The sequence below is a fragment of the Streptomyces sp. NPDC096013 genome (assembly GCF_044763565.1).
Taxonomy (GTDB): domain Bacteria; phylum Actinomycetota; class Actinomycetes; order Streptomycetales; family Streptomycetaceae; genus Streptomyces.
Genome location: NZ_JBIWGK010000018.1, coordinates 100797 through 118060, shown reverse-complemented (window position 1 = coordinate 118060; position 17264 = coordinate 100797). Strand labels below are relative to the sequence as shown.

13 protein-coding genes, 1 tRNA gene and 2 pseudogenes are annotated in these 17264 nt (G+C 71.5%); 5 read left to right on the top strand and 11 right to left on the bottom strand.

From position 1 onward, the window contains the following. Positions 1–326: 326 nt before the first annotated feature. The 4 genes and pseudogenes from ACIRB1_RS39620 to ACIRB1_RS39605 form a co-directional block, all read right to left on the bottom strand. Positions 327–968 (bottom strand): IclR family transcriptional regulator, encoded by a 642-nt coding sequence (locus ACIRB1_RS39620; protein WP_403468928.1) that lies wholly within the window; start codon positions 966–968, stop codon positions 327–329. Between the two features lie 361 nt (positions 969–1329). Beyond that, the gene (locus ACIRB1_RS39615; RefSeq protein WP_352184295.1) at positions 1330–3138 is read right to left on the bottom strand and encodes a DEAD/DEAH box helicase; all 1809 of its coding nucleotides are present in this window, start codon (positions 3136–3138) and stop codon (positions 1330–1332) included. Positions 3139–3255: 117 nt separating this feature from the next. Continuing rightward, positions 3256–3498, bottom strand: a pseudogene (locus ACIRB1_RS39610) (type II toxin-antitoxin system death-on-curing family toxin); the annotation flags it as partial. A gap of 102 nt (positions 3499–3600) precedes the next feature. Continuing rightward, the gene (locus ACIRB1_RS39605) at positions 3601–5061 is read right to left on the bottom strand and encodes an MFS transporter (protein ID WP_352184294.1); all 1461 of its coding nucleotides are present in this window, start codon (positions 5059–5061) and stop codon (positions 3601–3603) included. Between the two features lie 202 nt (positions 5062–5263). On the opposite strand from ACIRB1_RS39605, the gene ACIRB1_RS39600 reads away from it, so the two are divergent. The 4 genes and pseudogenes from ACIRB1_RS39600 (at position 5264) to ACIRB1_RS39585 (ending at position 7392) form a co-directional block, all read left to right on the top strand. Further along, positions 5264–5338: transfer RNA gene (locus ACIRB1_RS39600), tRNA-Cys, on the top strand. 175 nt (positions 5339–5513) lie between these two features. Continuing rightward, positions 5514–5978 carry a hypothetical protein gene (locus ACIRB1_RS39595; RefSeq protein ID WP_403468927.1) on the top strand — a complete coding sequence of 155 codons (465 nt, stop codon included), beginning with the start codon at positions 5514–5516 and terminating at the stop codon, positions 5976–5978. 54 nt (positions 5979–6032) lie between these two features. Then, positions 6033–6491, top strand: a pseudogene (locus ACIRB1_RS39590) (transposase family protein). A 157-nt stretch (positions 6492–6648) separates the two neighbouring features. Further along, positions 6649–7392, top strand: a complete 744-nt coding sequence (locus ACIRB1_RS39585) for an SDR family NAD(P)-dependent oxidoreductase (RefSeq protein ID WP_403468925.1) — start codon at positions 6649–6651, stop codon at positions 7390–7392. A gap of 8 nt (positions 7393–7400) precedes the next feature. Here the strand turns inward: ACIRB1_RS39585 and ACIRB1_RS39580 are convergent, their stop codons facing one another. Next, on the bottom strand, positions 7401–8339 hold the full coding sequence (locus ACIRB1_RS39580; RefSeq protein ID WP_403468924.1) for an AraC family transcriptional regulator: 939 nt from the start codon (positions 8337–8339) through the stop codon (positions 7401–7403). Positions 8340–8763: 424 nt separating this feature from the next. Here ACIRB1_RS39580 and ACIRB1_RS39575 point away from each other — a divergent pair, with 424 nt between their 5' ends. After that, positions 8764–9150: an AQJ64_40280 family protein gene (locus ACIRB1_RS39575; protein WP_403468923.1), complete on the top strand. Its 387-nt coding sequence runs from the start codon at positions 8764–8766 to the stop codon at positions 9148–9150. A gap of 84 nt (positions 9151–9234) precedes the next feature. Here the strand turns inward: ACIRB1_RS39575 and ACIRB1_RS39570 are convergent, their stop codons facing one another. From ACIRB1_RS39570 to ACIRB1_RS39545, 6 genes are all read right to left on the bottom strand, one after another. Further along, positions 9235–9954, bottom strand: a complete 720-nt coding sequence (locus ACIRB1_RS39570; protein WP_403468922.1) for a DinB family protein — start codon at positions 9952–9954, stop codon at positions 9235–9237. Between the two features lie 323 nt (positions 9955–10277). Then, a complete protein-coding gene (locus ACIRB1_RS39565) occupies positions 10278–11444 on the bottom strand; it encodes an SUKH-4 family immunity protein (protein ID WP_403468921.1) in 1167 nt (388 codons plus the stop codon). A gap of 169 nt (positions 11445–11613) precedes the next feature. Then, on the bottom strand, positions 11614–12144 hold the full coding sequence (locus ACIRB1_RS39560) for an AAA family ATPase (RefSeq protein WP_403468920.1): 531 nt from the start codon (positions 12142–12144) through the stop codon (positions 11614–11616). 17 nt (positions 12145–12161) lie between these two features. Beyond that, entirely contained in the window at positions 12162–14492 is a 2331-nt protein-coding gene (locus ACIRB1_RS39555; protein ID WP_352185387.1) for a molybdopterin cofactor-binding domain-containing protein, read from the bottom strand. Continuing rightward, a complete protein-coding gene (locus tag ACIRB1_RS39550; protein ID WP_403468919.1) occupies positions 14489–16147 on the bottom strand; it encodes a (2Fe-2S)-binding protein in 1659 nt (552 codons plus the stop codon). The genes ACIRB1_RS39555 and ACIRB1_RS39550 overlap by 4 nt, the downstream gene beginning before the upstream one ends. After that, the gene (locus ACIRB1_RS39545) at positions 16144–17037 is read right to left on the bottom strand and encodes a xanthine dehydrogenase family protein subunit M (RefSeq protein ID WP_266769177.1); all 894 of its coding nucleotides are present in this window, start codon (positions 17035–17037) and stop codon (positions 16144–16146) included. The genes ACIRB1_RS39550 and ACIRB1_RS39545 overlap by 4 nt, the downstream gene beginning before the upstream one ends. Between the last annotated feature and the right edge of the window lie 227 nt (positions 17038–17264).

Sequence of the window (17264 nt, the reverse complement as noted above, 5' to 3'; positions counted from 1 at the left end):
GGGGCGGGAGCGGGTGAGGTTGTTCCGCGGGGCTCGCTCGTGGGGCGGGAGGGGGTCAGGTGCTGCCGCGGGGCGCGCCCGCGGGGCGGGAGCAGGTCAGGTCCTGCCGCGACGGGCGCTCCCGGACCAGGACCCGGCGCGGTCATGCCGCGTGGGGCACCCGCGGGCCGGGGCCCGGTGCGGCGATGCCATGTCGGGCGCTGGCGTGCGGGGAGCCCGTCACGTCGAGGGCCCGGCGCGTGTACCGCCCTCGCCCCCTGCCCGCCCTCGCCGCTCTGCCCGACCTCGCCCCGCCTGCCCGCCCTAGCCCCTCTGCCCGCCCCGACTCAGCGCAGCGCCTCCGCCACCTCGCGTGCCGCGTCGACCACCCGCGGGCCGACCCGCTCGGGCACCGCGTCCGCCAGCATCACGACGCCGACGCTGCCCTCGACGCCGGTGACGCCCAGCAGCGGAGCGGCCGCACCACTCGCGCCGGCCTCCAACTCGCCGTGCGTCAGGGTGTATCCGGGTCCGTCGGCCGCCTGGTGCCGGGCGGCGAGGATCGCGCGGCCGGCCGCTCCCCGGTCCAGCGGGTGGCGGAAACCGGCGCGGTAGGCCACGTGGTAGTCGGTCCAGGTCGGCTCGACCACGGCGACGGCGAGGGCGTCCGCACCGTCGACCAGGGTGAGGTGAGCGGTCGCCCCGATGTCCTCGGCCAGCGAGCGCAGCGCGGGGAGCGCTGCTTCCCGTACCAGCGGATGCACCTGACGGCCGAGGCGCAGCACGCCGAGCCCCACGCGGGCCCGGCCGCCCAGGTCACGGCGTACGAGGGCGTGCTGTTCGAGCGTGGCGAGCAGCCTGTACACGACTGTCCGGTTGACGCCCAGTTTGTTGGACAGCTCGGTGACGGTCAGCCCGTGGTCCGTATCGGCCAGCAGTTTGAGGACGCGCAGTCCCCGGTCGAGCGTCTGGGAGGTCTCCGCGGTCACGACGCCCACTCCTTAAGTGGTGAGGTCGGCGGCTCCTTAGCGACGGATGCGTCACCGAGTCCCGTCAGTGACGCGCTTCAGAGGCCGCCGATCGGCGAGGCGGCCCGGCGTGTCCGGGCCCAGTCGCTTCACGGCTGCGCTCCGCGGCGGCGCTGCCACGGGGCGTGTGCGTAGCGGGACACTAGCGAAGCCGGTTCGCTGAGCGGAAGTCTCCGTCCAGAATCCGGGCACCGCCTGGTACGGACCGGTACCCCTTGATGTCGATATGTCCTGACCTGCGGATCAACCCGGCGCGGACTCCGCACGGATGTGCTGATCGGCCGACGGAACCGGAATGGAACCGGTACGGATCCGCCGGGGATCACTTCATGCGCGTGGCCCACTCCTGGACCTTCGCGATGCGCTGCCGCAGCTGCCCGGCGGTGGCCTCGGCGCTCGGCGGGCCGCCGCAGGTACGGCGCAGTTCGGTGTGGATGACGCCGTGCGGTTTGCCGGTCTGGTGGACGTACGCGGAGACCATGGTGTTGAGCGACTTCCGCAGCTCCATCATCTCCTTGTGCGAGACGACGGGCCGCCGCTCGGCGGGCAGTTCCAGGAGGTCGGCCTCCTCGTCCGGCTTCTTGCGGCTGTGCGCAATCTGCCGGGCCTGCCGCTTCTGGAGCAGCATCTGCACCTGGTCGGGTTCGAGGAGGCCGGGGATGCCGAGGTAGTCCTGCTCCTCCTCGCTCCCCGGGTGCGCCTGCATGCCGAACTCGGCGCCGTCGTAGAGGACACGGTCGAAGACGGCCTCGGACTCCAGGGCCTCGAAGGAGAACTGCTCCTGCTCGCCGGTGTCCTCGTCCTCCTCCTTGTTCGCCTCCTCCATCTCCTTCTCGGACTCGGCGTACGGGTCCTCCTCGCCCTCCTTCTTCGGCTTGTCGAGGGCGTGGTCCCGCTCCACCTCCATCTCGTTGGCGAAGGTGAGGAGGTCGGGCACGGTCGGCAGGAACACGGACGCGGTCTCGCCGCGCCGCCGGGACCGCACGAAACGGCCGACGGCCTGGGCGAAGAAGAGGGGGGTGGAGATGGTGGTGGCGTACACGCCGACGGCGAGCCGCGGCACGTCGACGCCTTCCGACACCATGCGGACGGCGACCATCCACCGGTCGTTGCTCGCCGCGAAGTCGTCGATGCGCTTGGAGGCACCGGTGTCGTCCGACAGCACGACGGTCGCCTTGGAGCCGGTGATCTCGCGGATCAGCTTGGCGTAGGCGCGCGCCGAGTCCTGGTCGGTGGCGATGACGAGGGCGCCGGCGTCCGGGATGCCCTTCCTGACCTCGGTCAGCCGCTGGTCGGCGGCGCGCAGCACGCTCGGCATCCACTCGCCGCGCGGGTCCAGCGCCGTACGCCAGGCCTGGCTGATCGCGTCCTTCGTCATCGGCTCGCCGAGCCGCGCGGCGATCTCGTCACCGGCCTTCGTCCGCCAGCGCATGTTGCCGCTGTAGGAAAGGAAGATGACGGGCCGGACGACGCCGTCGCCGAGCGCGGACCCGTAGCCGTAGGTGTAGTCGGCGGCGGACCGCCGGATCCCGTCGTTGCCTTCCGCGTACGTGACGAAGGGGATGGGGTTGGTGTCCGACCGGAAGGGCGTGCCGGTGAGCGCGAGCCGTCGCGTGGCCGGCTCGAAGGCTTCGAGGCAGGCCTCGCCCCAGGACTTGGAGTCACCGGCGTGGTGGATCTCGTCGAGGATGACGAGGGTCTTGCGCTGCTCGACGCGGTTGCGGTGCAGCATCGGCCGTACGCCGACACCGGCATACGTGACCGCGACGCCCTGGTAGTCCTTGCCGATCGGCCCCGCGCTGTACTCGGGGTCCAGCTTGATCCCTATCCGCGCGGCCGCCTCCGCCCACTGCTTCTTCAGGTGCTCGGTCGGCGCGACCACGGTCACCTGCTGCACGACATGGTGGTGCAGCAGCCAGGAGGCGAGGGTGAGCGCGAAGGTCGTCTTGCCGGCACCGGGGGTCGCGACCGCGAGGAAGTCCCGCGGCTGCTCCTGGATATACCTCTCCATGGCCCCCTGCTGCCAGGCCCGCAGCTTGCTCGCGGTGCCCCAGGGGGCGCGGCCGGGGAAGGCCGGGGAGAGGTGATGGGAGGAGGCGGAAGCGGACGAGGAGGCGGCGGTAGTAGTCACGGTCTCCGGGTTCGTGGGTAGGGCTGCTCGGCTACGTATGACAACCGGGCCACCCTACCGGCGGCCCGGCGGTGTCAACGCGCGGACGACGCCGGGGCGGCGGGGGTGGGACTGACGTCACACCGGCCGTCCCGCGAGACCGCGCAACGCCTCCGCGATGACCCCCACGTTCCCCTCCTGTCCCGAGGCCACGTCGATGACCAGGTCGTATGCCCTGTCCTGGTCCACCCCGGCGAGATCGACCCCGTTCACGGCGAGGAAGGTCGCGGCGGCGAGCCACGCGGTGCGTTTGTTGCCGTCGACGAGGGGGTGGTTCGTGGCGAGGGCGTGCAGCAGCGCGGCGGCCTGGTCGTACAGGTCCGGGCTCACCGGCGGGCGACGGGATATCGCGGGAAGGCCGGTCCACGGCCCAGCGCTCCTCCCCGTCATCCTTCACGCACCGAGCGGCGGCGCCACGCGAGGTCACCGCGATTTCGTCCGCACCCGGGTCGCCACCCATGCCCCCGCCAGCGCCACGACCGCCATCGGCAGGAACACCGCGGCGAAGGCGCCCGGATGGGACCCGCTGTCGCTCGCGGAGCGGACCGTGTGCCCGACCGTGCCGCCGCCCAGCGCGCCGAACGCGGCCCCGCCGATGGAGAGCAGCACGACGTTCGAGAGTCCGTCGGAGATCTGTAGCGCGGCCGAGTTGGTGCCGGCCTCCGCCGGGGCCGACAGCTGGAGGAGCAGCACGCTGGTCGACGAGATCACCAGCCCCATCCCGAAACACCCGAACGCCCACGCGACGGCGACGATCCACACGGGCACGGAAGGGATGAGGACGCTCGGCGCCCCGGCGATGGCGGCGGCCACCAGCACCATCCCGAACGTCATCAGCCGTTCCCGGTACGGTTCGAGCCCCGCCCGGGACTGCACCCACGACCCCAGCGCCCATGTCCCGCCACCCGCCGCGAGTGAGAACCCGGCCAGGGTCGGCGACAGCCCCCGCTGCGTGACGAGCATCAACGGCACGAAGGACTCCGCCGAGATGAACGACCCCGCGGCCAGCCCGCGCAACAGCACGACGGAGGGCAGCCCGCGTGCCGCCCGGTACGTCCCGCGCGGCAGCAACCCGAGTACGGCGGGCACGAGCAGCGCGACACCGGCGACGGCCGGGACGAGCGAGACCCACCGCAGATCCTGAGCGGCGTACTGCACGAGCCCGGCGCCGAGCGATATCCCCAGAGCGAGCCGGATACGACGCCGGTCGAAGGGCACGGGTGCCGCACCCGGCGGGGACACGGGCCCGGCCGCCCGCCGCCGTATCTGCGGCAGTGCGAGGGCCAGCGGAAACACCACGAGCACCGGGATGCCGACGAACACCCACCGCCATCCCAGCTGTTCGGTCACCGCCCCGGAGGCCAGCGGCCCGACGATGGACGGCACGACCCAACTGGCAGCGAACGCGGCCATGATGGCGGGCCGCAACCGCTCGGAGTACGCCCGCCCGACAACGACGTACAGGGCGACGATGACCAGCCCGCCCCCGAGCCCCTGCACGGCCCGCCCCAGGATGAACACCCACATGACCTGAGCGGTCCCGGCCACCACCAGCCCCGCCGCGAACGCCCCGATCCCGCTGGTCAACGCCCCGAGCGGCCCCCGCCGATCCGACCACTGCCCGGCGAACACCATCCCGAACAGACTGGTCGTGAAGTACCCGGAGAACGCGAACGCGTACAACGACACCCCGCCCAGCTCCCGAGCGGCAACCGGCATCGCCGTCCCCACCGCCGTCGCCTCGAAGGCGATCAGCAGCACGACGGACACGATCCCCACACTGAGCGCCCGATGCGACCGCCCCAACACGGAGTCACGGCACTCGTCGGCCAGGTCAGAAGCGGTGTTCGTGACATCGGCGTCACGAGGTTCGAGGACGGTCATGATGGCCAGCGTAAGGTCCACAGACCGGGTTGACCCCTGTCGGAAGACGGTCCACACCTGAGACCTTGGTCGTACGACCGGTGCCGCCTCCCCCAGGGCCCCCTCCCCTCATTCATGAACGGCGTATGGCAGTCCCGTTGCACCACCCCCGACCCCCTTGTCCGCCCCCACCCCCCGCCCCTACGGTCAAGTCACCAAACACGGCCGTGTGCCCGAGTGGTTCAGGGACTCGCCTGCAAAGCGAGTTACGCGGGTTCGATTCCCGCCACGGCCTCCAGAGCTTGACCAGGCAAAACTAAAGGGCGTCACCCCATCCGGGGTGCCGCCCTTTAGTCGTGCGTCTCAGTTTCCGTCCCAGTCGGCCACGAAGGCGCCTGGGTGGCGGCCGCGGAACAACGTCCGCAAACGCCGCGCTCTGGGCCCAGAGGCACAGCGTCTCTACCATGGGGTCCGTGGACTGGGGGACTCTCGCGGGCACCGCACTCGGTGCCCTTCTCGGTGTCAGCACAACCCTTGTTGGCGAACGGTCGCGATGGCGTCGGGAGGATGCATCCCGCGAGCGTGCCGCAAAACGACAGCTTTACAGCGAATATCTTGGGGCGCTCTGGCTCACGCAACACCGGCCACGAGATCTGCAACGAAGCACCGCGCTGACCAGGGAGGAGCGCATCAAGGAGTCCGGGGAAATCCTCGGGGCCGCCAACGCCTTTCAACTCCTCTATGAAATGCGCATCATGGCGCCCGAACCTCTCGACGAAGTAGCCACTCAGGCCTTCCGGAAACTCATACACCTACGTGATCGCTTCGAAGAGCCGGACGTGACCACTGATCCAGAGTGGCCGGCAACCCGCACGGCATTGAGCGAGGCACTCGAAACCCTTCGGCAAGCGATGCGCTCAGACGTCCGCTCTCTCTAAGGGATGTCGTAACCCGATGATCACCCGGTTCGGACCGTGGTTCATCATCGATGGGTGCAGGTGTTCTCGGTCCCTCACCCGGAGTTGATTCACCCCTTCACCGGTCTGCGGTCGGCGCAATTTCACCGCCAAATGCGCCTGGTCGCCCGCCCTAGCGGTGACACCATCGCCGATGGCGGGCCGGGCCGCCATCGGGCACTGAATTTTCCCGATCGGGTCCTGCTGATGGAGCAGGTTGCGATTGTCGACGGCCGACGGTGCCTACCGCGGCAACCCCGAGGTGCTCATCCCCTACCGCAAACCCCGCGACGGCAGCGAACTCCCCGCCTGGAAACCGGACTACAGGACTACAACGTCGGGCACCGCAACGCCCGCGCCCGCGCCGAACACTGCTTGGCCCGGCTCAGGACTTACAAAATCCTGCGGGACTACTGCCGCGCCGGCCGCACCCTCAAGGCCACCGCAGCAGGGATCGCCCATCTGCACAACACCGCCCTGGCCGTATCGACATAGCCGAAGCAGACAGGGTCTGGTCACTACATAACCAGCCGCCGACTTCTACGCGCCCTGGCGCAAGCGCTGTGCGCCGCAGCGAAAGACCGCGCGCGTCCCGACCGCGATCGTTGACCGGGCACGGGTAGGCACGGATTTCGCAAGGAGTGATTGGCTCGTGAGCGAGAAGATTCTGTCGGGCAAGGTGGCGCTGGTGACCGGGGGCAGCCGGGGGATCGGCGCGGCGACGGCCCGGCGGCTGGCTACGCTGGGCGCGGACGTGGTCATCACCTATGTCGCGCAGGCGGAGAAGGCGAAGACGGTGGTCGAGGAACTGCGGTCGCAGGGCGTGCGCGCCGAGGGCATCCAGGCCGACCAGGCCGACCGCGCCCAGGTGACGGCCATGGTGGACGCGGTCGCTGAGAAGTTCGGCAGGATCGACATCCTGGTCAACAGCGCCGGTGTCTTCTGGCCCGGGGAGATCACCGACGCCGTACGCGATCAGCAGCTCGCGATCAACCTGACCGGTGTCGCCGACACGACCTACCGGGCCGTCCGGCACATGAGCGAGGGCAGCCGGATCGTGAACCTGTCGTCCGGCCTTGCCAGCAAGACCTTCGCGGCCGGCATGTCCGACTACGCGGCGACCAAGGCCGCGGTCACGGCGTACACCCGCGGATGGGCCCAGGATTTCGCCGCGCGCGGGATCAACGTGAACGTGATCGAGTGCGGCATCATCGACACCGACATGGCCATGCCGAAGGGTTCCGAGGGAGGCCAGTTCATGCTTCAGGCGGTCATCCCGATGCACCGGTACGCCGAGGCCGACGAGGTCGCCGGTGCGGTGGCGTTTCTGGCCGGGCCGGACGCCGCGTACATCACCGGCAGCACCCTTCGTGTGGACGGCGGCGCCCTCGCCTGAGGCCTGGCTCAGGACTCACCGCGGCCGTCGCCGCGGGTCTCGCGGGGCGTGACGCCGAACTCGCGGCGGTAGGCGGTGGCGAACGACGCGTGGCTGGCGAACCCGGACTCGTGCGCGACCTGCGCGATCGACCGGTTGTCCCAGGCTGAACTGGCCAACCGGGTCCGGGCCAGCCGCAACCGCTCCGAGCGGATCAGGTCGCGGGAGGTGGTGCCGGCGGCCTGTAGCACGTCTTGCAGATATCTCGCCGACCAACCCAGGACCCGGGCGATGCCGGTGATGGAGAGGTCGGGGTCGGCAGCGTGACGGCGGACGTACTGCCTCACCTGCGCCTCGACCTCTCTTCGCTGGGAGGCCGGCGCCGAGTCGCCGGCGCCTTCAGCGGCCAGGCAGAGCAGGTCGAGCAACTGGTCGCATGCGATGTCGAAGGTTGCCTCGGAAAAGTGTTCCCGCTCCTGTTGGAGGGTGAGCACCGTCTGCCGGATCAGCCGGCCGAGCCCCACGGTGCCGTCGAGGACGTGCGGATCCCGGGCCGCGGCGGGATTACGGCGGTAGATCGCCTCACCAGGGACGATCAGCGCGACCGACTGAAATTCCTCGCCGTGGGTGAAGGTCAACGGGCGGTCCACGTCGCACAGCGCGAGAGTGCCCGGCCGTATCTCGCCCGCGGCCGCGGCCTGCTCCACCTGGGCGCTCCCGGCGGTCGGCACCAGTAGCTCGAACGCTCCGCGCGGGTCTGTCCGGATGTGCCGCCGCTCCCGCACGAACTCCTCGCGGACGTTGCCGCACAGCGCGATGCCGTATGACCGTGACCGCTGCCACTCCAGCCGACCCGCCCACGGGCCGGCATCCGTAAGGGTGACCCGGCTCTCGCCGTGCAAGTCGATGAAGGCTTCCCGCCAGGCTCTGGGCGTCGGGATCAGACCACGCTCGTTCCAGCGATACATCCCCGTACGGTATCCAACCCCGCCGATGCCGATCCCATCGAGACGGGTGAGGAGCGCCGCCCCGAAACGGCGACAGGAAACGCCGACATCGAGTTACGAGACATCGCTCAGACGGAAGAACGGGAAGGGACGCCGTGGTGACGTTTCCCGGTGTGAGCAAGAGGCGCGCGACATTTTCGCGGCTCGCCAAGTCGATGCCGACTTCCATGCACGGCTGGAACACAGCAGTACTTCTTGGAAGATGGAGTTCCCGGTCTTTACGCGGCGAGTCGAAGGCATCATTACCATCGCCCTGTTCAGCGATTCCCGCCACGGCCTCCAGTAGTGAGTCGGGTCGGTATGCCCCCGGGCGACCGGCTCCGCGTACCGCATCGGCAACTTGAGCAACCCCCGCGGGCGTCGCGCCGTCTTGTCGGGTGTGGAGATGGTGAAGCTGGATGCCGTGGTGACATGGGTCGACGCGCGCAGTGCGTTGCCGCCGAGTGGTACGCCGGTCGCGGCCGCGATCACCGGGCGGTATCCGGTGGACAGCGACGCCGGGTCCGATATCGCGCTGGGTGAGGAATTCTGGCTCGTGCGGCCGATGTACTTCACGACGCTGCACTTCGGCGAGGACGGGACGGAGCACCGGGACTGCTTCGTCGACTCCGACGGGGTCGTCCGGCTGCCCTACGGCCTCGCCAGTGCCGAGACCGTGACCCATTGGGCCGAACTGCCCACCCTGCCGGGCGGGTTGACGAGCCGCAGGGTCCTCGGGGAGGGCGTACCGGCAGCTCTCCACAACGCGTGGAGCGCTCGCCCCGGGACCTGAGATCTGAGACCTGAGACCTGAGACCTGAGCGGGTCCGAGTTCCCGGTCTGCGGTCCCCCCCGTTTCCCGTTCTTCGTTCTTCGCTTATCTGCCGTTCGCGGTCCTCGCCCGCCACAAGTCCCTCAACAGCGCGATCTCCGCCATGTGATGGATGAACTCGAGGTTGGACCCCGCCACTACGTCGATGTACGGGTCGTCAGGGTCCGAGCCGTACGGGTACTGGGAGAAGCCGACCTCGTTGAGCTGGTCCTCGGTGACCGTCGCTACGGCCGCGCGCCAGCGGTCGATGACCGGCCAGAAGTTGTCCAGGGTGAGGGTGGCCGACGGGGTGAAGTCGACCATCTGTTTGGGGTCCTGGCTGCGATCGCCGAACGTCCACTCCCACGCCCCCGCGAACTGGAAGTGCAGATGGCCCAGGCGCCACGCGATCGTCGTGATCGGGGTCGCGTCGGGCTCCGGTTCGCCCTCGTGGGCGAGGATCTGCTCGACCCGTTCGACGGTCACGCTCCAGTCGTCGGCGATCTTGTCGACGGTCATGCCGTCGGCGGCCTGGCGGGCCACCTCCGCGTACTCGCTCGCCGGGATGTCCGCCACGCCGAGGTCGAGCACCCACTCCCCCGGTCCGAACGCCCTCGGTGTCACCGCCTCGCTCCGGCGTCGGAGCGACCAGCAGTCGGGGGCCGGCTCCCAGAGGTACTCCTCGTCACCGAGTCCCGTCAGGCGCACCTGGGCCATCTCCCGGGCCTTGTCGAACTGCTCCAGGAGCACGCTCAGGCGGTCGGTCCGTGTGGTCCCGGTGTCCATGTCTGGTTCCCCTCGCCCCTGCGCCGTCCCGCGCATCCCGCCCCGGTCCCGTGGAAGGTAGCCGCTCGTCTCACCCGGCGCGAACGAATTCCCCGGCCGGCCGCACACCCTTCAGAGCACCGGCACGGCCAAGGGCCCGGCCGCGATTCGTCGACGGCCGTCCACGCCAGTCACAACACCCCGCACGCCCTTCAGAGCGCCGGCACGGCCAAGGGCCCGGCCGCGATTCGTCGACGGCCGTGCGCGCCCGTCACAGCACCCACCCCGCCCGCCTGGTCACAGCACCCCGTCCGCGCGCCCGTCACAACACCCCGTCGCGCCCGTCACAACACCCCGCCCGCCTCGTCCTGGAACGCCTCCGTCCAGTAATGCCCGCCCTGCGACCGGGCGCCCGTCCCCGTCGGGTCCACCTTCGACAGGGTCTGGAGCATCGTCGTCGCCAACTGGTCGTACGCCTCCGCCGTCAGCAGGCCCGACAGGTCCGCGTCGATCGCCTTCTCGCGGTGGAGCAGCCACAGGGTGAAGGCCAGGGTCGAGACGTCCGTGTTGAGCGGCGCCAGGGTCGCTTCCGGCTCGCTCCAGGTGAGGATCTCGCCGGTCGCGCCGTCCACCACCAGGCTGTTGTCCTCCATGAGGTAGCCGAGGCGGATCAACTCGTCCGGGCGGGGCGGGAGTTCCCCGGCGGGCTCGTCCTCGTAGAACTCGGCGAGTGTGGGGAGCGGGACGTCCGTGTCCAGCTGGAAGAGGAACGCGTCCTCGGGCAGGCCCGTCTCGCGGAGGAAGCGGCGGGTCGGCTCGTGGGTGAGGGTGGCGGGGAAGTCGACCTCCTCGAAGCGGGCGACCGTGCCCTGGCCGAACTCCTGGTCCAGCAGGCGGGCCGGGATGTCCAGGGTCAGGCCCGACGTCGTGCCGGGGCCGGCGACGAGCGCGAGGGGGCGGATCAGGGCCGCCGCCTTCCAGAACGGGGGCACCTCGCCGTCCGTCTCCGACTCGAACACCGCGAGCAGCTGGCGGGACGCCTCCGCCGCGGTCTTCATGCCGTGCCGGCCCTCGTAGGACGCGAACTGGCCGCGCAGGTCGGTCAGTTCGTCGGTCGTCGTGGTGAAGCGGGTCAGCGTCTCGATCGACGGGGCCAGCGAGTCGGCCTCCATCAGGTCCGGGCGGTCATGGAAGAAGTACGTCGTCGCGATCTCGCCCGTCTCGCCGTCCAGCAGGATCGACTCCGCCTCGCCTCCGTCGGGTCCCCGGAGCGCGCCTATCACCAGCTGGTCGCGGAGCTCCTCGGCCAGCGGGTCGGAGTCGCCCAGCGAGTCCGCCACCGTCCGCAGGCCCGCCCTGCGCAGCTCCTCGAACGTCAGCAGGCCGCTGTCGCCCGGCAGTCCGGGACCGGTCAGCCAGCGGCGTGTGGACGCGTGCGTGACGTACGGATCGAGGTCGTCCTCGGTCAACGTGATCGTGATCGCCGTGGAACCGGCGTCGGTCCTGCTCATCGTGCCCCCGTGCATGAAACTTCCCCCGTGCGGCCTCGGTGTCCCGCTGTCGTCCCCACTGCCCAGAACACTACGCGGCACCACTGACAACGGCCCTGACCAGCCAGAACGCCCGGACATACGATCCGCTACCGCGTCCGGCCGGGAACCCCCGCACCTCTCAGGACGCTCAAACCACCCGTGACCGTTCCCGTCCCTCGATGATCGCGTCCACCGTCTCCCCCACCGTCAGCGCGGAGTTGTCCAGCCACAGCCCGATGCGCGGGGTCCGGGTCCGCAGCCCGCGGTCCAGGTCCTCGACGGTCCACGCGCCGTATCCGGTCTTCGCCCGGCCCGCTTCTCGTGCCGTCACGGTCGCCGGGGTCGGCGCGAGGACGATCACGTGCAGGGGCCGGGTGCGGATCAGGTCGACGTACGCCGGCAACTCCCCGCCCAGCACCACGTCCTGGACGACCGCCGTGAACCCGGCGTCCGCGTAGGCGTCCGCCGTCGCCGCCGACAGCCGGTACCGCAGGCGGAGTTGGGACTCCCCTTCGCCTCCTGTGCCGGGGACGTACTCCTCGCGGCCCGAGACGATCATCCGCCGGAAGACGTCACCCCGGACGTGTGCGGCCCTCGGGAGTCGTTCCGCCAGTGCCTGGGCGACCGTCGACTTGCCCGCGGCCATCACGCCGGAGATGAGAACGACCCCGTGGAGCACCGTGACGCACCGGCCGCTCAGTGTCCGTACTGGCCGTACTGGTCGGTCGTCGCCGTCACCACGGCCGCCTGGGGGCGGATCGGGAGGCGGTTCACGGGACGGCCGGTCGCGGCGCGTACGGCGGAGGCGATCGCCGCCGGGGACGTGACCACCGGGACCGCGCTGACCGCCTTGGCCCCGAAGGGGGCGACCACGTCACGCTCCTCGACGAGTTTCACGATCTTGATGTCGGGGGTGTCCAGGGCGGTGGGCAGGGCGTAGCCGGTGAGGTCGGGGTGGCGGATCAGCCCGCGCGCGGTGCGCAGGTTCTCCGTCAGCGCGATGCCGACGCCCTGGGTGACGCCACCCTCGATACGGGCGACCAGCTGGGTCGGGTTCAGGATGCGGCCGACGTCCTGGGCCAGGGCCAGTTCGACGACCCGGACCGACCCCAGTTCGATGTCGACGTCGACGACCGCGCGGATCGCGCAGAAGGCGAGCCCTACGAAGGCGTCGCCCTGGCCCGCCTCGTCCAGGGGCTCGGTCGGGTGCGGGCGGCACTGGGCGGTGGCCCACAGTTCCTTGCCGTCCATGGCCTCCGTGACGGTCGTCGAGAGGACACCGTCGTAGGAGGTGATCTTGCCGTCGGTGATCTGGAGCAGCTCGGTGGACATCCCGAACTTGTGCGCCAGAGGCTGGAGGAGCTGGGTGCGGACCATCTTCGCGGCGCGTTCGACGGCGCCGCCTGATACCCAGGTATGACGTCCGCGGCAACCAGGGCCTGCGGGCGGCTGATCGGTGTCCACGGGGGCGACGTGCACCTCGTCGATGCCGAGGGTCTCCTGGACGATCTGCCGGGCCAGCGTGGTGAAGCCCTGGCCGGTCTCGACCGCTGCGCACAGGACGGTCGCGATGCCGTCGTGGACCTTCACGGTGGCCGTGGAGACCTCGTCGGCGCCCTCGGCGCCGAGCATGTGCACCATGCCGAGGCCGTAGCCGACGCCCCGGCGCACCGCGCCCGGTTCGCCCGCGCCCTCGGGGCCGCCGGGCAGCAGCCACTCGTCCTCGGGGGTGTCCTTGGGGAGCTGCGGCAGCGGGAAGTCCCGTACGGCCTGGAGGAGTTCGGCGACCGGCGCGGGGCAGGTCACCGTCTGGCCGGTCGGCAGGACGTCCCCGGTGGCCATGGCGTTGCGCAGGCGCAACTCGGCCGGGTCCATGGCGAGCTTCTTGGCGAGCTTGTCCATCTGCGCCTCGTAGGCGGCGCAGACCTGCATGGCGCCCTCGCCCCGGACGTGTCCTGAGGGCGGGTTGTTGGTGCGCACGGCCCAGCCCTCGATGAAGGCGTTCGGGACGACGTACGGGCCGCAGGCGAAGGAGACGGCGGCGGCCAGGGCCTCCGAGGAGGTGTCGGCGTAGGCGCCCGCGTCGAGCAGCACCTGGGCCTCGACCTTGACCAGCCTGCCGTCCTCGTCCGCGTGGTGGCGGTAGCGCAGGAGCGTGGGGTGGCGGTGGGTGTGGCCGAGGAAGGACTCCTCGCGCGTGGCGGTGAGTTTGACCGGGCAGCCGGTCTTCAGCGCGAGCAGTCCGAGCGGGAGCTGGAAGCCCTGGTCCTCGCGGTCGGCGGTGGCCCCGGGGACGCCGGTGACGACGACCTTCACGCGGTCGGGCTCCAGGCCGTAGCAGGCGGCGGCCGTGTCGCGGTCGGTGTGCGGGTCCGTGGAGGCGATGTACAGCTCGACGCCGCCGTCCGGGCGGGGCACGGCGAGACCGGCCTCGGCGCCGATGGGGGCGGGGTCCTGGCGGCCGATGCGGTACAGGCCCTCGACGACGATCTCGCCGGCCGCGTCCGGGTCGCCGTGGCGCAGCGGGATGTGCCGGATCAGGTTGCCGTCGGGGTGCAGCGGTTCGGCCTCGAAGGCCTGCTCGGGGTCGGTCACCGGGTCGAGCACGTCGTACTCGACCATGATGGCGGCGGCGGCCATCCGCGCGGTGTCGGGGTGGTCGGCGGCGACCGCGGCGATGGGCTCCCCGTGGTGGCGCACCACGTCGGAGGCGAACACCGGGCGGTCGGCGGTGCCCCGGCCGTAGCGGTCGCGGCCCGGGACGTCCTCGTGGGTGATGACGGCCCGTACGCCGGGCATGTCGCGCGCGTGGGACGTGTCGACGGACACGATGCGCGCGTGCGGGTGCGGCGAGCGCAGGACGGCCGCCCACAGGAGGCCCTCGGCCCACAGGTCGGCGGCGTACGGGAAGGTGCCCTCGGTCTTGGCGCGGGCGTCGGCGGCCGGGAGCGAGGCGCCCAGGCCGTGGCCCGGCAGCTCCGGGGCGGGCGCGGCCTCCGTGGTCGCGATGGCGGCTTCGTTGCTCACGCCTGGCCTCCGTCCTGGCCGTACACCTGGTCCTGCGTGCGCGGGGACTCGAACGCCGACTGGTGGACGCCACCGCCCCCGGGACCCGCCTGGTGGGGAATACGCGCCTCGTCACCGTCCGACTCAGGTTCGGCGGCGGCGGCGTGCGCCTCACGTTCGGCGACGACTTCCTGTACGGCGTCCAGGACACCCCGGTAGCCGGAGCAGCGGCACAGGTTGCCGCACAGGGCCTGGCGCGCTTCCAGTTCGGTGGGCGCGGGGTTGCCCTCCAGGAGGTCGTGCACGGTCATCGCCATGCCGGGCACGCAGAAGCCGCACTGCACGGCACCGCACTTGGCGAGCGCCCGCTGCACGTCTGAGGGCTGTCCCTCGACGGCGAGTCCCTCGACCGTACGGACCTCGGAGCCGGCGGCGGTCACCGCGGGCACCAGGCAGGAGGCGACGAGGCGTCCGTCGACCTGGACGTTGCAGGCGCCGCACTCGCCCTGCGAGCAGCCGTCCTTGGCGCCGGCGAGGCCGAGGCGCTCGCGCAGCACGTAGAGCAGCGACTCGCCGATCCAGGCGTCGGTGACGGGCCGGTCGGCGCCGTTGACGCGCAACACGTAGGAGGCGAGCGGGTGTTCCTCGCCGGGGATCTTCGGGGCGGGTTCGGCGGCCTCGTCCGGCGCGTCGGGCTCGGCGGCCGCCACGGGGGCCTCAGCGGCCTCCGGGGCGTCGTCGGCACCCTCGGCCGCATCGGCGGTCGCGGAGGTCTCAGCGGGCCCCTCAGCGGCTTCCTCGGCCCCTTCGGCGTCGTCGCCCGCCGGGTCGGTCTCGCGAGCCGACCGGGCGTCCGCGGCGGCGAGTTCGGCCGCGGTGTCGTCGTGGCGGTCGGCGCGCGCGTCGCCGTAGGGCTCGGCGGTGGCGTCGGTCCGGGTGTGCGCGTACGGGTCGCCGGGTTCGGCGTACGGCTGCCGGGCGGTCTCGGCGGGCGGCCGGTTGGCGGCCTGCGCGGACACCTCGCCGGCGGGGTGCGTCCCGGACCGGTCGGCCGGGTGTTCCAGGCCGCGCCCGTCGGTGTGCTCGCCGGGCCGCTCGACGACTCCGGTGTCGGCGGCCTGCTGTGCCCAGGACTGGCCCGCGCCCTCCGTCGCCCAGGGCGCGGGCGCGCCGCCGGGGAGGGTGGCGGGCGGGGTGCCGCCCCACTGCTCGACCAGGGCCGACGTGGTGAACTCGCCCGATTCGTCCGGGAGATCACCGCCGGCCACGGGGATCGACCACTCGCCGGTCACGTCGCGGCCGGGGGCGGCGCCCGCGTCCGGCGCGTTGGTGTCCTGGAAGGTCCACTGGCCGGTCGCCCCGGGGTGGTACGAGAACCGGTCGTCCCCGGCCGTCCCCTGCTGGTGCGGCACGGCGTTCGGGTCGGGCCACTGGACGCCCTCGGCGGGCATCGCCCAGGAGCCGGTGCCGGACTGGTCGGTGTCGGCGCCCTGAGGGGGCGTGGCCGTGATGGGCGGCGGCACATAGCCGTGACCCGGGGCGGCCAGGAGGGCGTCGATGCCGCCTTCGGGGAGTTTCACGAAGGCCGTGGCACCGTCGTCGTAGTCGCCCTGGGGCAGCGGGTCCCAGCGTCCGCCGCCCTGAGGGGTGCCCTCTCCGTGCTGGTCGTCGGTCACGACAGCGCCCTCCCGAGTGCTCGTCGGGCCAGTGCGGCGACGGTGCGCCGCAGGTGCAGTACGGCGGGCGGCAGTTGCTCCACGGAGCCGTCCTCGGCCGGTACCGGGTCGGGGATGCAGGCCGCGGCGACGTACTCCCCGAAGGCGCTCAGCGCCTCGGGGACGATCGTGCGGCTGTTGTCCCAGTCGATCAGCCGGGCCACCCACTGCTCGGCGTCCAGCGGTCTGAGCGGCATCGGCGCTATGGCTCCGACGGCGCACCTGACTCCGCGCCTGGCAGGGTCGAGGACGACCGCGACGGACGCGACCGAGCGCCCGGGTCCTGTCCTGCCGGTGGCCTTCAGGAAGACCTGCGGGGCGTGCAGCAGGGGCACGCGCACGAAGCCGATGAGTTCGCCGCCGCGGAGCATCTCCACGCCGGCCAGCAGGTGCGACACCGGGATCTCCCGGCGCGCTCCGCCCTGGCCCGCGATGATCAGCGTCGCCTCCAGGGCGGCGAGTACGGGCAGCGCGTCCCCGGTGGGCGCGGCCGAGGCGATGTTGCCGCCCAGGGTGCCCGCGTTGCGGATCTGCGGCGGTCCGGCGGCGCGCGCGGAGGCGGCGAGCGCCGGGATGAGCGCGGCGAAGTCGGGGCGGCCCATGCGGGCGTGCGTGAGGCCAGCGCCGAGCAGCGCGTGCCCGTCCTGGTACTGCCAGCCCCGGATCTCGCTGATCCGGCCGAGGCCGACCAGCGCGCTGGGCCTGAGCTGGCCCGAGTTGACGGCCGCCATGAGGTCGGTGCCACCGGCCACGGGAACGGCCGTGGGCAGGGCCGTGAGCGCCGCCACGGCCTCGTCCAGCGTCGTGGGCAGCGTGACGGCCTGCCCCGCCTGCGGTGCGTGCGTGGTCAAACCGGCTGCCCCTTCCCGCTGCCCCACCTGGTCCCGCCTGTTGCTGCCGTACGGTACGTGCTGACAGGGCGGACGTGGCAACTCTGGCACATCTTCGCAAGACCCGAACGCGGGGGTCCGCTAGGAGGCATTCGCCCGTCTCACCAGAGAGATGGCCCGTTTTCGTACGGCATCACCGGTACGCGTGAATTGCCTCTCATCGGTGACTCTTAGGGTCTTTTTTCCCT